The organism is Calothrix sp. NIES-2098, from assembly GCF_963875125.1.
Taxonomy (GTDB): Bacteria; Cyanobacteriota; Cyanobacteriia; order Cyanobacteriales; family Nostocaceae; genus Aulosira.
Window position 1 is genome coordinate 1,178,436 of record NZ_CAWNKJ010000001.1, and the last position, 19,076, is coordinate 1,197,511.

Consider the following 19,076-nt stretch of genomic DNA (forward strand, 5'->3'; position numbering starts at 1 on the left):
TGACATTGATAATTATCTTCTCAATACAGATGAAATCTTATAAGTTAATTAATTTTTAAGCTGTAAAATTAAATGGTTACGCTCATTTAATCTTGCTGTCCAGTTAGGCTCAACTACAATCGTACTAATTTTTTCTGCAATAACTGCCGGGCCATTAATACTATCTTCTGGTTGTAAATCTTCCCGGCGATAAACTGGTGTATCATGCCATTGATCGGCAGCAAACATCCTAACTATTTCAACAGCTTTAGGAAGTTCATCTAAAGGACGTGTACGACTAATTAAGGATTCTTCAGGAGTATCCATTTTCTGAATGACCTCTACTGAAACAGATTCAACAATTAAAGATTTTTCTAATTGAATAAAACCGTAACGAGATTTATGTTCAGCCTCAAACTCTCCTTGCATCACTTTCACATCTGAAGCAAAATCCACGGTTAATGTAGAGTTAGTAACTTCATATTTTAAATTTAATTTTTGCACTAATTCTTGTTGGCTACTATCTTCATATTCGCTGAGTTCACTTCTCGCCTGAGTTATCAAATTCTCCATTAACTGTTGTAATTGTGGAATTAATGCTGGTGTTAAAGGTTGTTCTACTCCTTTTTCTCTAATTGCTCTGACATCAGCTAATCCCATTCCGTAAGCAGAGAGAACTCCTGCATAAGGATGTAAAAATATAGTTTTCATCCCTAGAGTATTAGCAATTAAACAAGCCACTTGTCCGCCTGCACCGCCAAAACAACAAAGCACATATTTACTAACATCATAGCCCCGTTGTAAGCTGATTTTTTTAATGGCATTAGCCATATTCTCTACAGCAATGGTAATAAATCCTGCGGCTACTTGTTCGGGGGTACTAGTGTTTCCTGTTGTTGTGGCAATTTCTTGAGCTAATTGGGTAAATTTCTGAACAACAATATTTTTATCTAAGGGTAAATTGCCATCAATACCAAAGACTGAAGGGAAATATTGCGGATGAATTTTGCCTAACATAACATTAGCATCAGTCACCGCTAAAGGGCCACCACGTCGATAACAAGCAGGGCCGGGATTTGAACCAGCCGATTCTGGCCCGACGCGATAACTAGAACCATCAAAAAATAAAATTGAACCGCCACCAGCCGCAATAGTATTTATTGCTAATACGGGAACTCGCATCCTAGCGCCAGCAATTTCTGATTCTAATTGTCGTTCATACTCGCCTTTAAAATGGGCAACATCTGTACTGGTTCCACCCATATCAAAGGTAATTACTAACTCGAACCCTGCTCTTTTACTAGTTTGAACTGCACCAACAATTCCCCCAGCCGGGCCGCTTAAAATGCTATCTTTACCTTGAAATTGTTCGGCTGCTACTAAACCGCCGTCAGATTTCATAAACATCAATCTGATTCCAGGTAATTGACTAGCTACTTGGTTGACGTAGCGCCGCAAAATCGGAGTTAAATAAGCATCTACAACTGTTGTATCTCCTCGGCTCACTAATTTCATTAATGGGCTAACTTTGTGAGATACTGATATTTGAGTGAATCCAATTTCCTGAGCAATTTGTTCGACTTGTTGTTCGTGGTAATGATAGCGATCGCTGTGCATAAATACAATCGCGCAACTCCGAATTTCTGCGTTGTAAACTGCTTGTAAATCTTTTTTAACTTGTGCAATATTTACAGGAATTAATTCTTGTCCGTAAGCATCATAGCGTTCGTCTACTTCAATCACCTGCTCATAAAGCATCGTGGGTAAAACGATATGACGAGCAAAGATATCAGGACGATTTTGGTAGCCAATTCTTAATGCATCTTTAAAGCCTTTGGTAATGAACAGCGCTACTCTATCCCCTTTTCTTTCTAACAGTGCATTTGTAGCTACTGTTGTTCCCATTTTCATTACTTCTATGACTTCAGTAGGGATAGGTTTATTGCTGTTAATACCGATAATATCGCGAATACCTTGGATAGCAGCATCTTGATATTGTTCGGGTTTTTCTGAAAGTAATTTATAGACTATAATCCATTCATGATTAGGCAGGGTCACAATTAAAAAACGTTCGGGATGATTTACAAGTTTTTCTATAATTGCCCGATCGTTAGTAATAGCAACAATATCTGTGAATGTTCCGCCTCTGTCTGCAAAAAATTTTAACATTGCTTTGTTTATTTTACAATTTAGAAGTAGCATAACAAGAGAATTGCAAATATTTTTGCTTCCAGTATCTTTTAGTGGGAATACTAGAAGTATGATAATTTGGCATCATTTGTTATGTTCGACGATCTACTGAACAATCTCAAAGATTTTGTCAGTTCCAAAGTTCAGGAAGTAGGTGAGGAACTTGAAAAACGCTTTGGGGTTCCCGAACCCGCAGAACCATTTGTGCTGATTCGCAGATTTAGTACTAGCGATTCAACAGTCACAAAAGGAGGTATTGCAATTATCGAAGATAGCTGGCAAATTGAAGCCTACGACGATCGTACTCAACGCCTGATTACGCGTGCAGATCCTCTACGAAATGTCATCTTATTTGAAGTTAACGAACCAAATTTGCCAGAATGCGTGCTTGCTTGTCGATGTTATGCGAAAGTGTTAAATACAGAAAAGTCAATTCAATTAAGTTTAGGAATCAGCAGGAAAGGACAGTGGGGTACAAACACAAGATATTGGTCTACAGGCATTTCTTCAAATGAAGATTTTCAGCCTTACGAAGTACGTGCGCATTTTAAAAAAGAAACGGATTCTGCTAAGTTTCAAATTAGCGTGCAATTTGAAAGTAGCGGCATTCTCCAGATTAGAGATATTGAATTGCTACAGGCGTCAGCTAAATCACGCTCCTAATCAAACATTTAAGTTGGTGCGCTAATCTCGGATAACGCACCCACTGAATAATATAGGGGCTTCAGCGCCCCTATTACTCGTCAATCTGACCGACGCGACGTATATTGAGAATGTCGCTCATTTTTTTAATTTGGGTGAACACTTGTTCTAGTTGGGGGCGATCGCGTATATCTATACCCAAGTCCATTAAAGCTGGTTGTCCAATGGCAGTTTTTACCTGAGCATAGCGGACGTTGATCCCCTGGTCGCTCAGACGAGACAAAATATCTTTTAAAACGCCCACGCGGTCAAGTGCTTCAATTTGAATATTCACTGGGTAAGAATGAGGACGAGAGCTATGTTCTGCTGCTCCATTCCAGCTAACTGGTACTAAGCGTTCGTACTCCACGTTTTCGAGATTATGGCAGCCTTGGCGATGAATGGAAATTCCCTTACCGCGTGTAACTACGCCAATAATTGGTTCGCCTGGAATTGGCGTACAACACCCAGCCAGATGATACACCAAACCTTCTACCCCAAGAATTGGTGAATCTGTGAAGCGTGCAGTTGTCGGCGCATCTCGTAAAGCTTTTGCTGTGGCGGATTCTTTTGGTAGAAATGGCGGTGCGTCTACCATAGGTTGTTGGGCTTTGACTACTTCTCGCCAACGATTCAGTACGAGATTGAGCGTGATTTCACCGTAACCCAAACCAGCGAGTAAATCTTCCACGCTGTGATAATTACACTTTTCGGATACACTCTGCATTGCATCCGATTTCAGCAGGCTGTCAAAACCAGTTTTACCAAGTTCTTTTTCTAATAATTCTCGACCACGAGCAATATTTTCTTCGCGGCGCGATCGCTTGTACCATTGTTTAATCCGATATTTAGCGGCGGAAGTTCTGGCAAAGTTCAACCAATCCAAACTAGGATGGCTATTCTTTTGGGTCATAATTTCCACAATATCGCCGTTGTGTAACCGCGTTGATAGTGGAACCATGCGCCCATTCACCTTAGCCCCTGCACAGTGGTTTCCTACTTCTGTATGAATGTGATAAGCAAAATCTATACTAGTAGAACCGGGACTTAAAGGCACAACATCACCCTTAGGGGTGAAAACATAAACATCATCTTCAAATAAATTATCTTTGACGCTATCAAGATACTCTTGAGCATCTTTTAAATCGCTTTGCCATTCTAGTAGTTGCCGTAACCAAGTAAATTTTTCATCTGTTGCTGTTAAATGGCTAGTATTAGAACTGCCAGTTTCTTTATATTTCCAATGAGCAGCAATTCCGTACTCAGCGATATGGTGCATTTCCATTGTGCGGATTTGCACTTCTAAAGGACGACCAGTTAATCCAATTACCCCAGTATGTAATGACTGGTAACGGTTCGGTTTTGGTAAACCAATATAATCTTTAAATCTCCCAGGAATAGGACGAAAGGCATCATGAACTATCGCTAAAGCACGATAGCATTCCTCATTGGTCTCAACAATAATCCGTAACGCTGCTAAATCATAAATTTCATGAAATTCTTTTTGCTGTCGTTGCATCTTCTGGTAAATACTATAAAGATGCTTGGGACGACCGCTAATATCGAGGCATTTTATGCCCGCTTGTTGCAAGCGATCGCGCAAAATTGCCGTAGCTTTTGCTAATTTTTCTTCTCGTGATGTACGTTTTTCGGAAACATATTGTTGAATTTGCCGGAAAGCCTCTGGCTCTAAATATTTAAACGATAAATCTTCTAATTCCCATTTAAAATGCCAGATCCCCAAACGATTAGCTAAAGGAGCAAAAATATCTCGTGTTTCTTGGGCAATGCGGCGACGTTTTTCATCTGGCATTACTTGTAAAGTTCGCATATTATGTAGACGGTCTGCCAACTTCACCACAATGACTCTAATATCCTTAGCCATTGCCAAAAACATCCGCCGGAAGTTTTCTGCTTGACTTTCAGTTTTGCTTTTGAAATTTATTTTAGAAAGTTTGGTGACACCTTCGACTAATTGCCTGACTTCTGCGCCAAAAAACTCTTCTATTTGCTCAATTGTGACATCTGTATCCTCGACTACATCATGGAGAAATCCAGCTGCTATCATAGCAGGACTACCCCCTAAGTCGCGCAGTAATCCTGCTACAGCGACGGGATGACAAATGTATGGTTCGCCAGATTTTCGGTATTGTCCCTGATGCAGTTTATAAGCAAATTCAAATGCTCGACAGATTAAATTTGCATCATTATACCTTCGATCGTTTTCTGAATTGCCACCACTTCCTGATGAATGGATGATGCATTTCTTGAGCCATTCTGGAAGCGGAACATCAACTGTGGAATTGAGAACTATGGTGCTCATACAATGGGGACTAGAGGTGATCTGTGGATAAGTTCAGATATGGGAAAAACTAACAGCATCGCCGATAGAAAATGCTGATGCCCAAAGACCGTTAGATAAAGTCATGTGAGGATGATTCCTTAATTTTTTATGGTAATCATCCAGTGTGAATTTCAAGCTTCATCATCCCGAAAATATATTGCTGGCAAACAAAGCCTCAAAGCATAATTTGAGGCTTCTAGTTCTAAAAAGAGCTTAAGAAAGTTTATTGTAGAAGAAAAATTACTTGACATTAATACTATCTTAACTAGCACTGGATGTCTCTAAATAAAGATCGTTATCAGGCATTGGTGAGCTTGCTAGAGCAATTTCGCTCTGAGATCGCTAATACCCAACTAGCTACAACCGAACTAAGACAGCGTTTAGCCTCCTTAAAGCAATTTTTTGTGCAGCAGATTGTGCCTTTGACAGAGCAAGACTCGCGAGAGCAGTCTTATCGCACAGAGATAAGCAAGCAGCTACGCCTGTTGGAAATGGACATTACCTTTTTCCAAGGCGCGCGGCAAGAATCTACTGCACAAGCAAGGCTGCAAACAATTCGCGATCGCTTGACCACGCTCATCCGATATTGTGATGCTATCCTGCGACCAGAAGATACCGGAGAAAAAAATTATTAATCTCCTTTTTCTCTGTTACTTTATCATCCCACCTAAAACTTATTGTTGACAGCTATTTTGGCAACAAGTTCTCCAATTGAATTGATCTCCAGACTGAGCAGTAGTTTTAGCGATCGCTAAAACTTAGGAAAAAGGCAAGAAATTGTTGATCCCTGTCATATCATTTTCTGATGTTAAAAATCCGAAATTCTTATCTATAAAGGTTTAAACAAAGCCAAAGCCTTGCTGGCAAAAACTTACCAGTGCATCTAATATTTTTCTCTAAAGAAAGATATATAAGAATGATAATGTAAAGTTCAGGTTCGTTAAATTTGGTCAACTAGTCAGTACCAATACCTTGAAGCAAAATATTGACAATCCGGCGCATATAAGTTTCTACAGGCTCGGCTGTGGGTTTAAAGATGATGGCGTAATATAGCGATCCACTCAGTAGATCGAAGATCAGATCGACATCGGCATCTTTGTCGATTTCACCTCTAGCCTTTGCCCGTTGCAGAACTTTGGCAAAAGCTTCGCGGCGCGGCATAGTGTATTTTGTCCAATAGACTTGGGCAAATTGAGGATTGCTCGATGCAGTACTGATAATTAAGGCGAGTGTCTGACGCCCCAAGGGACTGAGGATTTTTTTTGCCGCATTTTTAATCGCAATATCCATATCTCCCCAGAAACTACCTGTATCGGGAATTGTTAAATCTGCCCGCAAACTTTCAATTGCATCGGCAACTAGTTCTTCTTTGGAACTGTAACGCCGATAGATGGTAGTTTTCCCGACTCCAGCACGGGATGCGATCGCTTCTATGCTCATGCTTTGATATCCCACCTCAGCTAGTAGATCCAAGGTCGCTTGGATAATAGCTTGGTCGGCATGGGTACTACGCGGGCGTCCTGTAGGGGTATTAATCTGCTTGCTCATGAACACATCATCCCTAAGCTAGGACATCTTGGCAATTTAGCGCAAATTTTCTCAATCTCCAGCTCCCTTGACCAATTATATACGATACGCTACCGTAGCGTATAGATAAAAAAATACTTTAAATCTAGCGATCGCTCTGATGTCCTGATGGCGAAAGCTACCTCCTGGGAATAGATAGCGAATAGATAAAGGACGGCATAAATATTAATGAATAAGTCTCAATCCGCCAAACTTGATGTCGATCTCAATGCCCCTACTGATGCTGTCAACGATATCTATATAGAGCAAGACAATACCCAAAACTCGGCGTTTGAGCCTGATGTTGCGCTCGATCCCCTGCCATCCGTTGCAGATTCCGTGCCGAATTCTCGCGTGCGCAAACGACGCATCTGGTTGCTCGTGCTGGGAGCCATTACCCTAGCAGTAGCCACAGTCTTTGGCTGGCGGTGGTGGCAATTCCAACACACTCATATCAGTACAGATAATGCTCAGATTCAAGGTCATGTTTCTCCCATTGCCCCTAAAATCTCTGCCACCGTGCAGAAAATTCAGGTAAAGGAAGGCGATCGTGTCAAAGCCGGACAACCGCTAATTATCCTTGAAAACCAAGACTTAAATCTGAATGTGCAACAGGCAGAAGCGAATTTCGCCGCAGCCCAAGCCCAATTGCAAAGCGCCGCAGATACTGTACCTTTAACTAGCCAAACAAATATCGCTCAATTACAGCAAGCGCAAGCGAACTTAGCTGCCAGTGAGTCGGCAGCGATCGCAGCCAAAGCGGAAGTTAGCCAAGCTCAAGCAGTAGTAGATGCCAATCGAGCAAAGGTGGCGCAAGCGCAAACTGAGGTAAATAAAACCCAAGCTGATTTCCGTCGCTATAAAACCCTATATAGAGAAGGTGCGATTGCCGCCCAGCAACGCGATACAGCAAGAGCAGCATGGGAAAATGCCTTAGCAAATCTTACCGCCGCCAAGCAAACTGTCGCTCAAGCCCAAGCTCAGGTGAATAATGCTCAAGCTCAGTTACAAAAAGCCTTAGCTCAAGCTGAAGCCGCTAGAGGGCAGGTAGCAGAAACTCGGATTTCTGGGCAGAAAGTTGTAGTGCAAAAGAGCCAAACCAAGCAGGCGCAAGCACAGGTGGCACAAGCTGCTGCCGCCTTGGCGCTAGCTCGGCAGCAAATTAAATACACGGTTATTCAAGCTCCTCTAAGTGGTTATGTGGGAAAGCTGACGGCGCAAGTTGGGCAAAAAGTTGATATCGGCCAACCTTTACTCTCGATAGTGCCGTTAGACACCGAGCAAATTTATGTAGAGGCTAATTTTAGAGAGACAACCCTGAAAAACTTATATATCGGAGAGCCAGCAGAAATTGAAGTTGATGCCTATCCTGGTGAAGTTTTTCGGGCAACGGTTGTGGGAATTAGCCCAGCTACAGGATCGAGTTTCGCTCTGCTACCGCCAGATAATGCCACAGGTAACTACAACAAAGTAGTGCAGTGGCTACCAGTACGTTTAAATTTTCATCCCGATGCCGATCCCCAACATAAGTTGCGGGCAGGGCTAAGTGTCAAGGTGACTGTAAATACTACCCCAGCTAAATATGGCTACAAACATTAATCGTTCCAATGTCAACCAAGCTGGTTATGTTCAGGGGCCTCTGAAGTGGGCGATCGCCTTTTCTGCTGCCCTTGGTGCAATTCTAGAAGTGATTGATACCAGCATTGTCAACGTGGCTCTGACCTCAATGCAAGCCAGCCTCGGGGCAACTGTGAGTGAAATTGGCTGGGTAGTCAGCGGATATGCGATCGCCAACGTCGTCATGATTCCCTTATCTGCTTGGTTGGGAGATTACTTTGGCAAAAAAAACTACTTTATTTTTTCGCTGATTGGCTTCACCATCGCCTCAGTTGTCTGTGGGCTAGCGATTAATCTCCCCATGCTGGTTGTCTCCCGGATTGCCCAAGGATTATTTGGTGGGGGATTGCTAGCAAAAGCCCAAGCTATCTTATTTGAAACATTTCCTCCCGCTGAACAAGGTTTAGCCCAAGCAGTCTTTGGGGTAGGAGTGATTTCTGGCCCAGCCATTGGCCCGACTTTAGGAGGCTACCTCACCGATGGTTTAGGTTGGCGCTGGATTTTCTTTGTGAATATTCCTTTTGGCATCTTGGCTGTGGTGATGTGTTGGATGTTTTTACCCAAGGATAAAGATAAAAGTCAGGCACAAAGCCAAGCCGTCGATTGGTTGGGGATCGGGTTTTTAGTACTTGCGATTGGCTGTTTACAAACCTTCTTAGAAGAAGGAGAGAGTGATGACTGGTTTTCCTCCGGCTTCATCACCAGCTTGGCTATTACCAGCGTTGTGGGATTGGCACTATTTATTTGGCAAGAACTCAGAACGCCTCATCCTGCTGTAGATTTAAGAGTGCTACATCACCGTTCCTTAGCAGCGGGGAGTGTTTTATCTGCGGTTGTAGGAATGGGATTGTATGGTGCACTATTTGCTGTGCCGATTTTTGCTCAGAGTATTCTGCAATTTACCGCTACTCAGACAGGACTTTTATTGGCTCCTGGTGCTTTAGCTTCAGCGATTGTCATGGTGATGTTAGGTAAATTATCTACCAAAATCGATGCCAGAATTTTAATTGCGATCGGCGGTGTGGGCACAGCTATGGTGATGTTTGATTTGTCAAAGCTCACCTCCCAAACTGGAGCCGATGATTTATTTTGGCCTTTGGTATGGCGTGGGGCTTTTACGGTACTCATGTTTTTGCCTTTAAGTTTGGCAACTTTAGGGCCGCTTCCCAAAAAAGATGTATCAGCAGGATCGGGCTTTTACAACCTCACCCGACAACTCGGTGGTAGCGTTGGTATTGCGATTCTCACTACGCTACTGGATAAACGCGAAGCTTTTCATCGAGCCATGTTGTTAGCAAACCTTACCCCTTATAGCCCAGAAACGAATCAGCGTCTTGATTTACTAACTGGGGCGATGCAAAGCCAAGGTATGGATGCAGCCACAGCACATCAGCAAGCACTGGCTTTACTGAGCCAAACAGTAGATGTCCAAGCAGCTGTTTTGTCTTTTGCAGATATATTTCGTGTGGTGGGAGTAGCGTTTCTTTGCTCGTTGCCTTTGTTGCTATTTTTGGGTAAAGGTGGAGCAGGAGCAAAAGCACCAGTGGGTCATTAGCCAATACGGTTCAGTTGATAACCCAATAAACCAAAAACCGCGCCTTCTATATGGGGATAGGGCGCGATTGTTTGGTGATAGGAATGGAGTGGGGAAGGATACCCTTGTTTTTGACTGTTAATTCAAATTTCCAGCTGACTCAACAACTTTCTTTAACTGTTCAAAGGTGATACTACCGTCTTTATCACCATGCATAGCTAACAACTCCTGGGGGCTACTGACGCCTGTTTCTGCTGAGATGATTGCACTTAAGCCTGGGCTTAAAAAAAGCTCGTTTATGGAAACTTTGCCATCTCGATCTGTATCCAAGGTATTAAAAAGAGATTTAAGCTCTTGTTCGGTTGCCATAATTTTTTTGCTCAAAGTAACTAAAATATGAGAGAAAAGGGCGTATTTAGTAATGTTGTTAGCAAGAAAAATGTCTAATCTTCTTACTCACACCCAAAGTTTAGTTTAAATCTTAAAATCGTTGCTGCCTTCTGCCTATCAACGCAAAAATTTCACCGCCTTGGGATGATTCTTGAAGGCAAAAGACTATGCTCTGCCACAGCACAGTTCAACTAATACCGTTTCACTTTAAGATTGATACACATAGGCAGCAAGGGGCAGGGAGCAGGGGGAAAAAGAAAAATATTATCTGTATGTAAATTGGATAATTTATTTTCTGGAAGTTCTTAACCAGGCTCTGAACTCCGTTAACCAGGCTCTGAACTCCGTTAACCAGGCTTTGAACTCCGTTAACCAGGCTCTGAACTCCGTTAACCAGGCTCTGAACTCCGTTAACCAGGCTCTGAACTCCGTTAACCAGGCTTTGAACTCCGTTAACCAGGCTTTGAACTCCGTTAACCAGGCTTTTTGCTCCGTGAATCAGTTTTTAACTTTCATGCTGCACTATAAAAACTTTGTCTCCTCAGCAATTTAAAGTAGCTCTAGTAGGTCAAGGAAGAAGACCCTACCCCCTGCTCCCTGCTCCCGTGCCTCTTCTGGTCACTCCTCACCCAGAATTTTTGAACTTGTGAAGACTCTCAAAACATCTGCACCTGAAGTAGATCTGGCAGAGCATAATAACGATGTAGCGCACATTGGCGAGGAGAAAAACCAATGGTTGAAGATAATGGCTCAATTCGCACTCTCTCGGTTGATATTGGTGGTAGCGGTGTCAAAGTTATGGTATTGGATATCACCGGACATCCTTTAACCGAAAGAGCGCGTTTAGATACACCCCAACCTGCTAAACCAGAGACGGTGATCAATGCGATTGTAGTCTTAGCTGCTTCTCAAGGTGAATTTCATCGCGTGTCGGTAGGCTTTCCTGGTGTAGTGCGCTATGGAGTGACAGAAACAGCAGTCAACTTAGACAAGGAATGGATCGGTTTTGATTTACAAACAGCTTTAGCAAAGCAATTAAACAAGCCTGTACGGGTAATTAATGATGCAGATATGCAGGGGCTTGGGGCTATATCTGGTAAAGGTTTGGAATTAGTTATTACTTTGGGTACGGGATTTGGTTCGGCTTTATTCATCGATGGTAAGCTGGTGCCGAATATGGAAATGGGTCATCATCAGTTTCGTAAAGGTGAGACTTACGAAGAACAGCTGGGACGAGTAGCTTTAGAAAAAATTGGTGAGAAAAAATGGAATAGGCGTTTAGAAAAGGCGATCGCATCTTTGCAACATCTATTCAATTATGATTGCCTATACATTGGCGGTGGTGAAGCTGTTCGCGTCAACCTTCAGCTACCCTTAAATGTCAAACTCATCCCTAACATCACTGGTTTATTGGGTGGAATTGCTTTGTGGCGAAGTTAGTCATTTGTCCAAAATTATTCTCCCTTGTCCTCCCACACTCCCCACACTCCCCACACTCCTCCCCACACCCCCCACTGGCGTAAGCCTACTGAGGGATGCAGCCAGCATAAATCAAACCTATTGATTGAAAGGGAAGATTAAGTATGATTAACTATGCAATTAAAACCAATTAATCAGCAAGTGGTAGCTATCGTCGGGGCTTCCAGTGGGATCGGGCGTGACGCAGCAGTAAAGTTTGCCGAACGTGGTGCGAAGGTTGTAGTTTCTGCACGTAGCGAACCAGGGCTTCAGTCTTTGGTAGATGAGATTCACAATTTGGGCGGTACTGCAACTTATGTAGTTGCAGATGTGAGTGATTTTCAGCAAGTAAAGGCGATCGCAGATAAAACTGTAGCAGAATACGGCAGAATCGATACCTGGGTTCACGCTGCGGCTACAGGTGTAATTAGTCCTTTCGAGAAAATTACACCAGAGGAGTTTGCCAGAGTTGTTGATGTCACCTTGATGGGACAGGTATATGGGGCAATGGCAGCACTACCTTATCTCAAACAAGAGGGGCGGGGGGCGTTAATTCATATTTCTTCAATGGAAGGTAGGCGCAGTCTGCCTTTACAAAGCCCTTACTCTGCTGCCAAGCATGGTTTGGAAGGATTCCTCGATGCTTTGCGTGTTGAGTTACAACACGAGAAATGGCCGATTAGCGTTACCTCAATCCTACCTGCGACAATCAACACACCTTTCTACAATAAAGTTGGCTCTAAATTGGGGGTAAAGCCTACAGGAGTACCGCCATATTATCAACCTAGTTTGGTTGCAGATGCCATTCTCTATGCGGCTGAACATCCCACCCGCGATTTTGTGGTTGGGGATGCGGGCAAGATATTAGATTTCGTGCAACGTATTTCACCACCCTTAGCTGATTCTTTGTTATTAGCGATCGCTTTTCAAGGACAGCGCACGAATGAACCAAAATCAGAAGATGCGCCCAACAATGTTTTTGCGCCAATTGAGGGCTATGACAAAGTTGAAGGTGACTTTAGAAACTTATCCATACCAAGTTTCTTAGATAATTTGGATAAAAATCCGCCCTTGAAATGGGGTGCATTAGCATTTGCTGCCTTGGGCATTGCCGCACTTTTGGGTGTATGGGGTAGGAATGATATCTAAGTAAAATCTCCAATGAGCGATCTATCGCATTAATTTTGATAGTTTGGTAGTCATATCATTTCACGTTAATCATGATACAGATACGTTTGTAGGGGCACACCCATGAACAATATTGTGCCTCTACAATTCGGTCTGTTCACTCAGCACTCGATACTTAACACTTTTTAATTGGACTCCTGTAGGTATATCGATTTGGCATTTTGGCAGGTATTTCAATTCTCAAGTTGGTATCTTGAAGTTCGCGAATGTCTTTGTGCGACAATACCGACTTGCAGAATCCCTCGGCTAACTACCGGGGGTCTTTTTTTGAATGCGCTTCGCGGGTCAATAGTCATTTGTCAAGAGTCCAAAGTCAAAAGTCAATTAATTATTTCTCCCCACACTTCCCACACTCCCCACCCTCCCTGCTTGCCCTTAGCTATGTGAATCTGAGCGTTTACGAAATAAACCTGTCATACTCAAACCAGTAATCAACAAGCCAATTAATCCCAAACCATTTAAAAGTGGGTAAATTTTTTCTAAATGGAAGATTTCTAGCGTATGAATATGCAGCAGAAATTCGCCTAATTCGTCTTGGTGCAACCATTCATGGGCAATGGTAAAACTCATACCTGTTAGCACAGACAAAAACAAGGGCAGACATAAGATGATGGCAATTTGGCGATGATATTTGCGAAACGCTCGGTTCATAAGTATTTTCTAGTTAAGTAACTTTAGGTTATCAAACTCATTTGTCATAGAGGGCATATTTTTATGTATGCTTTGTGACCAAGTTTCTGAGCAGTGCATTTTTCGGAGTCAACATGGAACGCGCCATTTCCGCCCTAGGAATCTTAGTTTTCATAGGTATATCCTATGCTCTCTCGGTTAATCGCAGTGCTGTGCGTTGGCGAACTGTGGCCTGGGGCTTAGGTTTAGAATTTACATTTGCACTGCTGATTCTCAAAACTCCTGGAGGTTTGGTTGCATTTAAGGCTCTAGGAGATGTGGTGAGTAATTTTTTAGCCTTCTCTGATGTTGGTGCTAAATTTGTCTTTGGCGAAAATTTCAAAGACCATTTATTTGCTTTTCAAGTGTTACCCACAATTATCTTTTTCTCGGCATTTATTAGTGTCTTGTATTACTACGGCATTTTGCAGCGAGTTGTGAGTGGCATGGCTTGGGTGATGATGAAGACGATGAAAACATCAGGTTCTGAGTCTTTATCTTGTGCAGGTAACATATTTTTAGGGCCAACTGAGTCAGCGCTAATGGTTAAACCCTATGTAGCAACTATGACTCAATCCGAACTTCATGCTGTGATGACAGGTGGTTTTGCCACAATTGCGGGAGGAGTATTAGGGGCTTATTTATCATTTGGTATCCCAGCAGAGCATCTTATAGCCGCTTTCTTTATGACTGCTCCCACTTCTTTAGTGGTATCAAAATTACTTTATCCAGAAACGGAAGTATCTAAGACTGCTGGTTCTGCCAAGCTTGATATAGAAACAAATTACGTTAACGCGATCGATGCTACTACGGCAGGGGCAATTGATGGTGTGAAGTTAGCAGTTAACGTCGGGGTAATGATTATTGCCTTTTTGGGGTTACTGGCTGCTTTCAATGCTTTGTTGGGGTGGTTGGGGGGATTGGTGAATTTACCGCAGTTGTCATTACAGTGGATTTTGTCTTTTATTATGGCTCCTATCGCCTGGCTGATGGGCGTACCTTGGGCTGATTGTCGCCAAGTAGGGGCGCTATTAGGTACAAAGACAATTCTTAATGAGTTTATCGCTTTCCTAGATTTAAAAGCATTAATTGCTAGCGGGAAAATTTCTCAAAGAGCAGTAATTATTGCAACTTATGCATTATGTAATTTTGCGAATATTGGCTCAATTGGAATTACGATTGGTGGTATTGCTGGTATGGCACCCGATCGCCAACACGATTTAGCTCGTATGGGTGTAAAATCGATGATTGGCGGCTTACTAGCTGGCTTTATCACTGCTTGTATTGCTGGAATGCTGGTCTGACTCACCTTTACTCTTTTTTGATATAACCCAATTTCCAGTTCTCGGCTTGTTCTAATTGATTTCCTTTACCTTGAATAATTAGCCAAAGCGCAACTCTGGTATTTAAATAAGCTTTGAGTAGATAATGTCCAGGTTGAGCATAAGCACCGCCATGATAGGAGTTATCGATATGATAGACAATTCCGCATATGGCACCGTGATTTGGTATTGTAACCTGGATGAATTTGTCAGTTTTATATTCATTGGCAACGGAAAATATAGCATAGACATGATGTTGACCGCGCCAAGGCTGAATTACTATTTTCTTTGCAGACAAATATTGTTTATCTTGGGCGCTGATAAATTGGGATGGGCTGCATCTTGTAATGTGCGATCGCTTGTTGAAATAATAACAGCCAAGGATGCCAAATAATGTCAGTGATAAAAGTATAAAAATTAACTGATATTTGCGCACGTATTCGATCCAATACTAACTTTTTCGGTTATATTCTAGCGAGTTGCGATCGCACAGCTTGAGAAAGGTGTAACTCGATTACTAAAGATAAATGCTATAAAAATGTTTATTAGCAGCTGCTAGACACCATGTGCTAACACTGCTAATTTCTATTCATAAATAGTATAATATGTAACCAGTTTTGAAAATTAAAATTGCTAACTCATCTCGCAAAAATATAGTATCTTTGAAGCGAAAGCCCCAAAGAACATTGCTATCTATTGATGGATTGCGGTTACTTGTTGTTGATGACAATGACGATGCTCGGAGTTTAGTTACTTTTATTCTTAAGGAGTATCAAGTACAAGTCCAAACAGCAAGAACTGTGGATGAAGCTATTGAAATCATTCAAGATTGGAAACCAGATGTTCTCATTAGCGATATCAGTATGCCTGGTAAGGATGGTTATTCTCTGATTAACTGGATTAGAAACCAAGAAGCAAAACAAGGAGGGTTTCTTCCTGCCATCGCCCTTACAGGTTATGTATATCCAGAATATCGTATTAAAGCTATTGATGCTGGGTTTGAGGAAGTTATTAGTAAACCGTTTCACCCCGATGGGCTAATTGCAACTATCGCAAAACTTGTACAAAAAAGTAATGCACAACGAATTGTTAAACAGGAACAGTCTAAGTTTGTTGAACAAAGCCTGCTATTAAGAATAGAATCTCAGCAGCTTGCTGAACAAGTCCAACAAGCCAGGAAAAAGACCCAATATCTTCAGGAGCAAGCTCAACAGGCTATGGAGGAAGCACGACAGATTGTAGAGAAAGTTCAGCTAGCTAGTCAAAAAACTCAACAGCTTTGGCATCAAGTACAGTCTTCTTATTAAAGAATACTTACTACTTTTGCAGAGTTTTAATTTCCCTTTGTGCATCTTGATAACTATTTTTTTGACCTTTCTTTTGAAATAGTTTAGCTGCGGCTTGAAAATCTGCGATCGCTTCTTTTTTCTCACCTTGTTTTGCTCGGATCAAACCTCGGTTGTAGTAAGCTAAAGCATAGCTAGAATTAACTGCGATCGCCTGAGAGTAATCTGCAATTGCGGCTTTTTTATTTCCCCGTTCCAAGTGAGCATTACCTCGGTTATTATAAGCCACCGCATTTTTTGGCTCTAGCTTAATTGCTTCTGTATAATCTGCTATTGCTCCTTGATAATCACCTACAGAAAAGCGATGCATACCTCTATGAATGTAAGCTATAGCTAATTTGGGATTAAGCTGTAAAACCAGATTATAATCTTCAGTAGCTTCTAGATTTTTACCCATGTCACTATAAGCATCTCCTCGATTGAGATACGCTTCGATATATTTAGGATCTAAATCAATCGCCCTGCTATAATCCTGAATTGCTGCTTGATTTTGGTTATAGGTAAATTGAGTTAAACCTCTTTGGTAGTAAGCTTGAGCATCATGAGAATTTATTTCTAGGGCTGTATCAAAATCTCGAATTGCTGCTTGCTTATTGTGCAAACGACGGTAGAGAATACCTCGTTGCAAGTAGGCTTCAGTATACTTGGATTTGAGGGCGATCGCTCGATTAAAATCTGCCATTGCGCCTTGATAATCTTTAAGTTTTGCACGCGCCAAACCTCGCCCATAGTAACTATATGGATTTTTGGCATTGAGTTTAATTGCTCTGGTATAGTCTGCGATCGCTTCTTGATATTTTCCTAATTCATAATTAGAAAAGCCGCGATCGTAGTAAGCATTGGCATCTTGAGGATTTAACTCAATAGCTTTGCTTGAGTCTAATTGAGCTTTTTGATAATCCCCTAATCGATAAAAAGCATCAGCACGCCGATTATAAGCGAGAGCATTTTTAGGATTAATTTCAATAACTTGCGTGAAATCTCTTACGGCTTCTTGATACTTTTCTACTTCATACTTTTCTACGCCTTGTAGATATAAAACTTTGGGGTCGCTCGCAGGTTTTGGGATGAGGAAAAACCAGGCTGCTACGCCAACAGTAATACAACTAGCTATTCCTGCCAAAATTAACCAAGGTTTTTTATTTTCATACTTATGCTGCTCGTCACCAAGATTCTTGAGTTGCTTCAGGTCATTTAAAACCTCAGTAGCAGACTGATAACGCTTACGGTAATCAAAGCGCACCATTTTATCGATAATTTTTGCTAATTCCCGATTAACTTGGGGATTTTTGGAACGCCAAACAATTTCACCTGTCAGTATATTTTTTTGGCTTGGTAATACAGCTACTTCATTTGCTGTTAAACCGATGAGTGCTGCGATCGCTACTATCCCTAAAGCATAGATATCGCTGTTATATTGCGTGTCACCATGCAATTGCTCTACAGGTATATATTCGAGATTGCCAACAATAGTAGTAACAATTTCTTTAATAGAACCAAAGTCAACCAAAACTAACTTGTTGTCTGACTCGCGGCGAATAATATTTGTAGGTTTAATATCCTGATGAATTACCTCGTGACTATGTACAAATACTAAAATTTCTAATAAATCTGATAAAATATCAATGACTTGCTCTTCTTCTGTTGGCGTTCCTAGTAAAATTTCTTCAGCTAAAGAACTACCAGGAATGAATTCTTGAACTAAATAAAATTCTTCATTTTCTTGAAAATAACTAACTAGCTTCTGGATGCGATCGTCTTCCTGACCTAGTTTTTCTAAGGTTTCTGCCTCACCTGTAAACAAACGACCTAGTATATTCAAATCTTGAGGATTTTTATTAGCAGGATGCAGTTGTTTTAAGACAAATTGGCTGTCAGGAAGATTAGTATCTTCAACCAAATAGGTTTGTGCCAATTCGTCAGCATTCAAGATTGCCAAGATTCGATAACGTGTATCCAGAAGGTGACTATGCATGTAAATAAATATAGTTTTATCCGGAATTATTTGATTATAGCTTGCGTATTATTACTGAGCAAAAATTATTTGTATAGATAAAAACCTCAAATACCCTAGTGTTAATCGATTAATACAGGGTATTCCTCAAAAATTCAAGCCTAAATACTTAAGTGGCCAAACTCACAAAACAACAGAGTGTCCGCATTCAATCATACCCCCTGTTAAACTTGCTCAGTTTGGAGCCGCAGACTCCCCACAAAACTCCACAATCATCTGAGCTTTAATTTCCTCTAAAGGAAAACTTTCTGGATAGGTCGCAAACATCAGCGTGATACCTTGAAGCGTGGATGAAAAATAGAGCGATCGCTGTCGTGGGTTTGGAACTCCCAGATTTTTGAACATCTCAGTTTGAAACTGGAACTGCTTTGCTCGCTCATCCATTAGCTTTTGGCTGTATTTCGCCGCAACCGGATCGTGTTTTGGTTGGGTGAGTAGGTTGAGTTCAAAACGGAAAGCTTCTGGCTGTCGCAGCACATCTTCCAGCGCACCTTCAATGATGTGGCGAATTTGCTCCATCGGAGTTTCCTTGGCTACCGCCGCATTCATGACAAATAACAAATCTTCAATGCGAGAATCGACCAAAGCTGCTAAAAGCTCCTCTTTCCCTTTGAAGTAGTGATACAGCAACCCCTTCGATATTTGAGCTTCTTTAGCAACATCGTCAATTGACGTGGCGTGATAGCCTTTGGTGAAGAATAGCTCCCTTGTGGTTTTGAGGATCTGTTCGCGAGTAGCGCGACGAATCCGTTCATTTTCTGCTGGAGTTCGTGGCATT

The 19,076-nt window shown here is 41.7% G+C and carries 16 protein-coding genes; 8 read left to right on the forward strand and 8 right to left on the reverse strand.

The features are described from left to right. Positions 1–48: 48 nt before the first annotated feature. The gene (locus tag AACU33_RS04960) at positions 49–2,148 is read right to left on the reverse strand and encodes a hydantoinase/oxoprolinase family protein (protein WP_096587316.1); all 2,100 of its coding nucleotides are present in this window, start codon (positions 2,146–2,148) and stop codon (positions 49–51) included. 114 nt (positions 2,149–2,262) lie between these two features. Here AACU33_RS04960 and AACU33_RS04965 point away from each other — a divergent pair, with 114 nt between their 5' ends. Further along, positions 2,263–2,832 carry a hypothetical protein gene (locus AACU33_RS04965; RefSeq protein ID WP_096587317.1) on the forward strand — a complete coding sequence of 190 codons (570 nt, stop codon included), beginning with the start codon at positions 2,263–2,265 and terminating at the stop codon, positions 2,830–2,832. A gap of 73 nt (positions 2,833–2,905) precedes the next feature. Here the strand turns inward: AACU33_RS04965 and AACU33_RS04970 are convergent, their stop codons facing one another. Continuing rightward, positions 2,906–5,173, reverse strand: a complete 2,268-nt coding sequence (locus tag AACU33_RS04970) for a RelA/SpoT family protein (protein ID WP_096587318.1) — start codon at positions 5,171–5,173, stop codon at positions 2,906–2,908. 296 nt (positions 5,174–5,469) lie between these two features. Here AACU33_RS04970 and patD point away from each other — a divergent pair, with 296 nt between their 5' ends. Continuing rightward, complete coding sequence (patD, locus tag AACU33_RS04975) at positions 5,470–5,829, forward strand: heterocyst frequency control protein PatD (RefSeq protein WP_096587319.1); 360 nt, start codon at positions 5,470–5,472, stop codon at positions 5,827–5,829. Positions 5,830–6,148: 319 nt separating this feature from the next. Here the strand turns inward: patD and AACU33_RS04980 are convergent, their stop codons facing one another. Further along, entirely contained in the window at positions 6,149–6,742 is a 594-nt protein-coding gene (locus AACU33_RS04980; RefSeq protein ID WP_096587320.1) for a TetR/AcrR family transcriptional regulator, read from the reverse strand. 207 nt (positions 6,743–6,949) lie between these two features. On the opposite strand from AACU33_RS04980, the gene AACU33_RS04985 reads away from it, so the two are divergent. Together AACU33_RS04985 and AACU33_RS04990 are read left to right on the forward strand one after the other, a co-directional pair. Next, positions 6,950–8,359 (forward strand): HlyD family secretion protein, encoded by a 1,410-nt coding sequence (locus AACU33_RS04985; protein ID WP_096587321.1) that lies wholly within the window; start codon positions 6,950–6,952, stop codon positions 8,357–8,359. Then, the gene (locus tag AACU33_RS04990) at positions 8,343–9,932 is read left to right on the forward strand and encodes a DHA2 family efflux MFS transporter permease subunit (protein ID WP_096587322.1); all 1,590 of its coding nucleotides are present in this window, start codon (positions 8,343–8,345) and stop codon (positions 9,930–9,932) included. The genes AACU33_RS04985 and AACU33_RS04990 overlap by 17 nt, the downstream gene beginning before the upstream one ends. 117 nt (positions 9,933–10,049) lie before the next feature. Here the strand turns inward: AACU33_RS04990 and AACU33_RS04995 are convergent, their stop codons facing one another. Further along, entirely contained in the window at positions 10,050–10,307 is a 258-nt protein-coding gene (locus tag AACU33_RS04995; protein WP_339376489.1) for an EF-hand domain-containing protein, read from the reverse strand. Positions 10,308–11,033: 726 nt separating this feature from the next. Here AACU33_RS04995 and AACU33_RS05000 point away from each other — a divergent pair. Both AACU33_RS05000 and AACU33_RS05005 read left to right on the forward strand, forming a co-directional pair. Next, positions 11,034–11,741 carry an ROK family protein gene (locus AACU33_RS05000; RefSeq protein WP_096587323.1) on the forward strand — a complete coding sequence of 236 codons (708 nt, stop codon included), beginning with the start codon at positions 11,034–11,036 and terminating at the stop codon, positions 11,739–11,741. 153 nt (positions 11,742–11,894) lie between these two features. Next, positions 11,895–12,908 carry an SDR family oxidoreductase gene (locus tag AACU33_RS05005; RefSeq protein ID WP_096587324.1) on the forward strand — a complete coding sequence of 338 codons (1,014 nt, stop codon included), beginning with the start codon at positions 11,895–11,897 and terminating at the stop codon, positions 12,906–12,908. A gap of 414 nt (positions 12,909–13,322) precedes the next feature. Here the strand turns inward: AACU33_RS05005 and AACU33_RS05010 are convergent, their stop codons facing one another. Further along, positions 13,323–13,598, reverse strand: a complete 276-nt coding sequence (locus AACU33_RS05010) for a peptidase (RefSeq protein ID WP_096587325.1) — start codon at positions 13,596–13,598, stop codon at positions 13,323–13,325. A gap of 113 nt (positions 13,599–13,711) precedes the next feature. Between AACU33_RS05010 and AACU33_RS05015 the strand changes: the two genes are divergently transcribed. Then, complete coding sequence (locus AACU33_RS05015) at positions 13,712–14,920, forward strand: NupC/NupG family nucleoside CNT transporter (RefSeq protein ID WP_096587326.1); 1,209 nt, start codon at positions 13,712–13,714, stop codon at positions 14,918–14,920. Positions 14,921–14,927: 7 nt separating this feature from the next. Here AACU33_RS05015 and AACU33_RS05020 read toward each other — a convergent pair whose 3' ends face one another. Continuing rightward, positions 14,928–15,374, reverse strand: coding sequence for a hypothetical protein (locus AACU33_RS05020; protein WP_096587327.1), 447 nt, complete (start codon positions 15,372–15,374; stop codon positions 14,928–14,930). A gap of 226 nt (positions 15,375–15,600) precedes the next feature. On the opposite strand from AACU33_RS05020, the gene AACU33_RS05025 reads away from it, so the two are divergent. Beyond that, complete coding sequence (locus AACU33_RS05025; protein WP_339375774.1) at positions 15,601–16,245, forward strand: response regulator; 645 nt, start codon at positions 15,601–15,603, stop codon at positions 16,243–16,245. Between the two features lie 10 nt (positions 16,246–16,255). On the opposite strand, the gene AACU33_RS05030 is transcribed toward AACU33_RS05025, so the two are convergent. Beyond that, positions 16,256–18,259, reverse strand: coding sequence for a serine/threonine-protein kinase (locus AACU33_RS05030; protein WP_096587329.1), 2,004 nt, complete (start codon positions 18,257–18,259; stop codon positions 16,256–16,258). A gap of 213 nt (positions 18,260–18,472) precedes the next feature. After that, positions 18,473–19,075: a TetR/AcrR family transcriptional regulator gene (locus AACU33_RS05035; protein WP_096587330.1), complete on the reverse strand. Its 603-nt coding sequence runs from the start codon at positions 19,073–19,075 to the stop codon at positions 18,473–18,475. Between the last annotated feature and the right edge of the window lies 1 nt (position 19,076).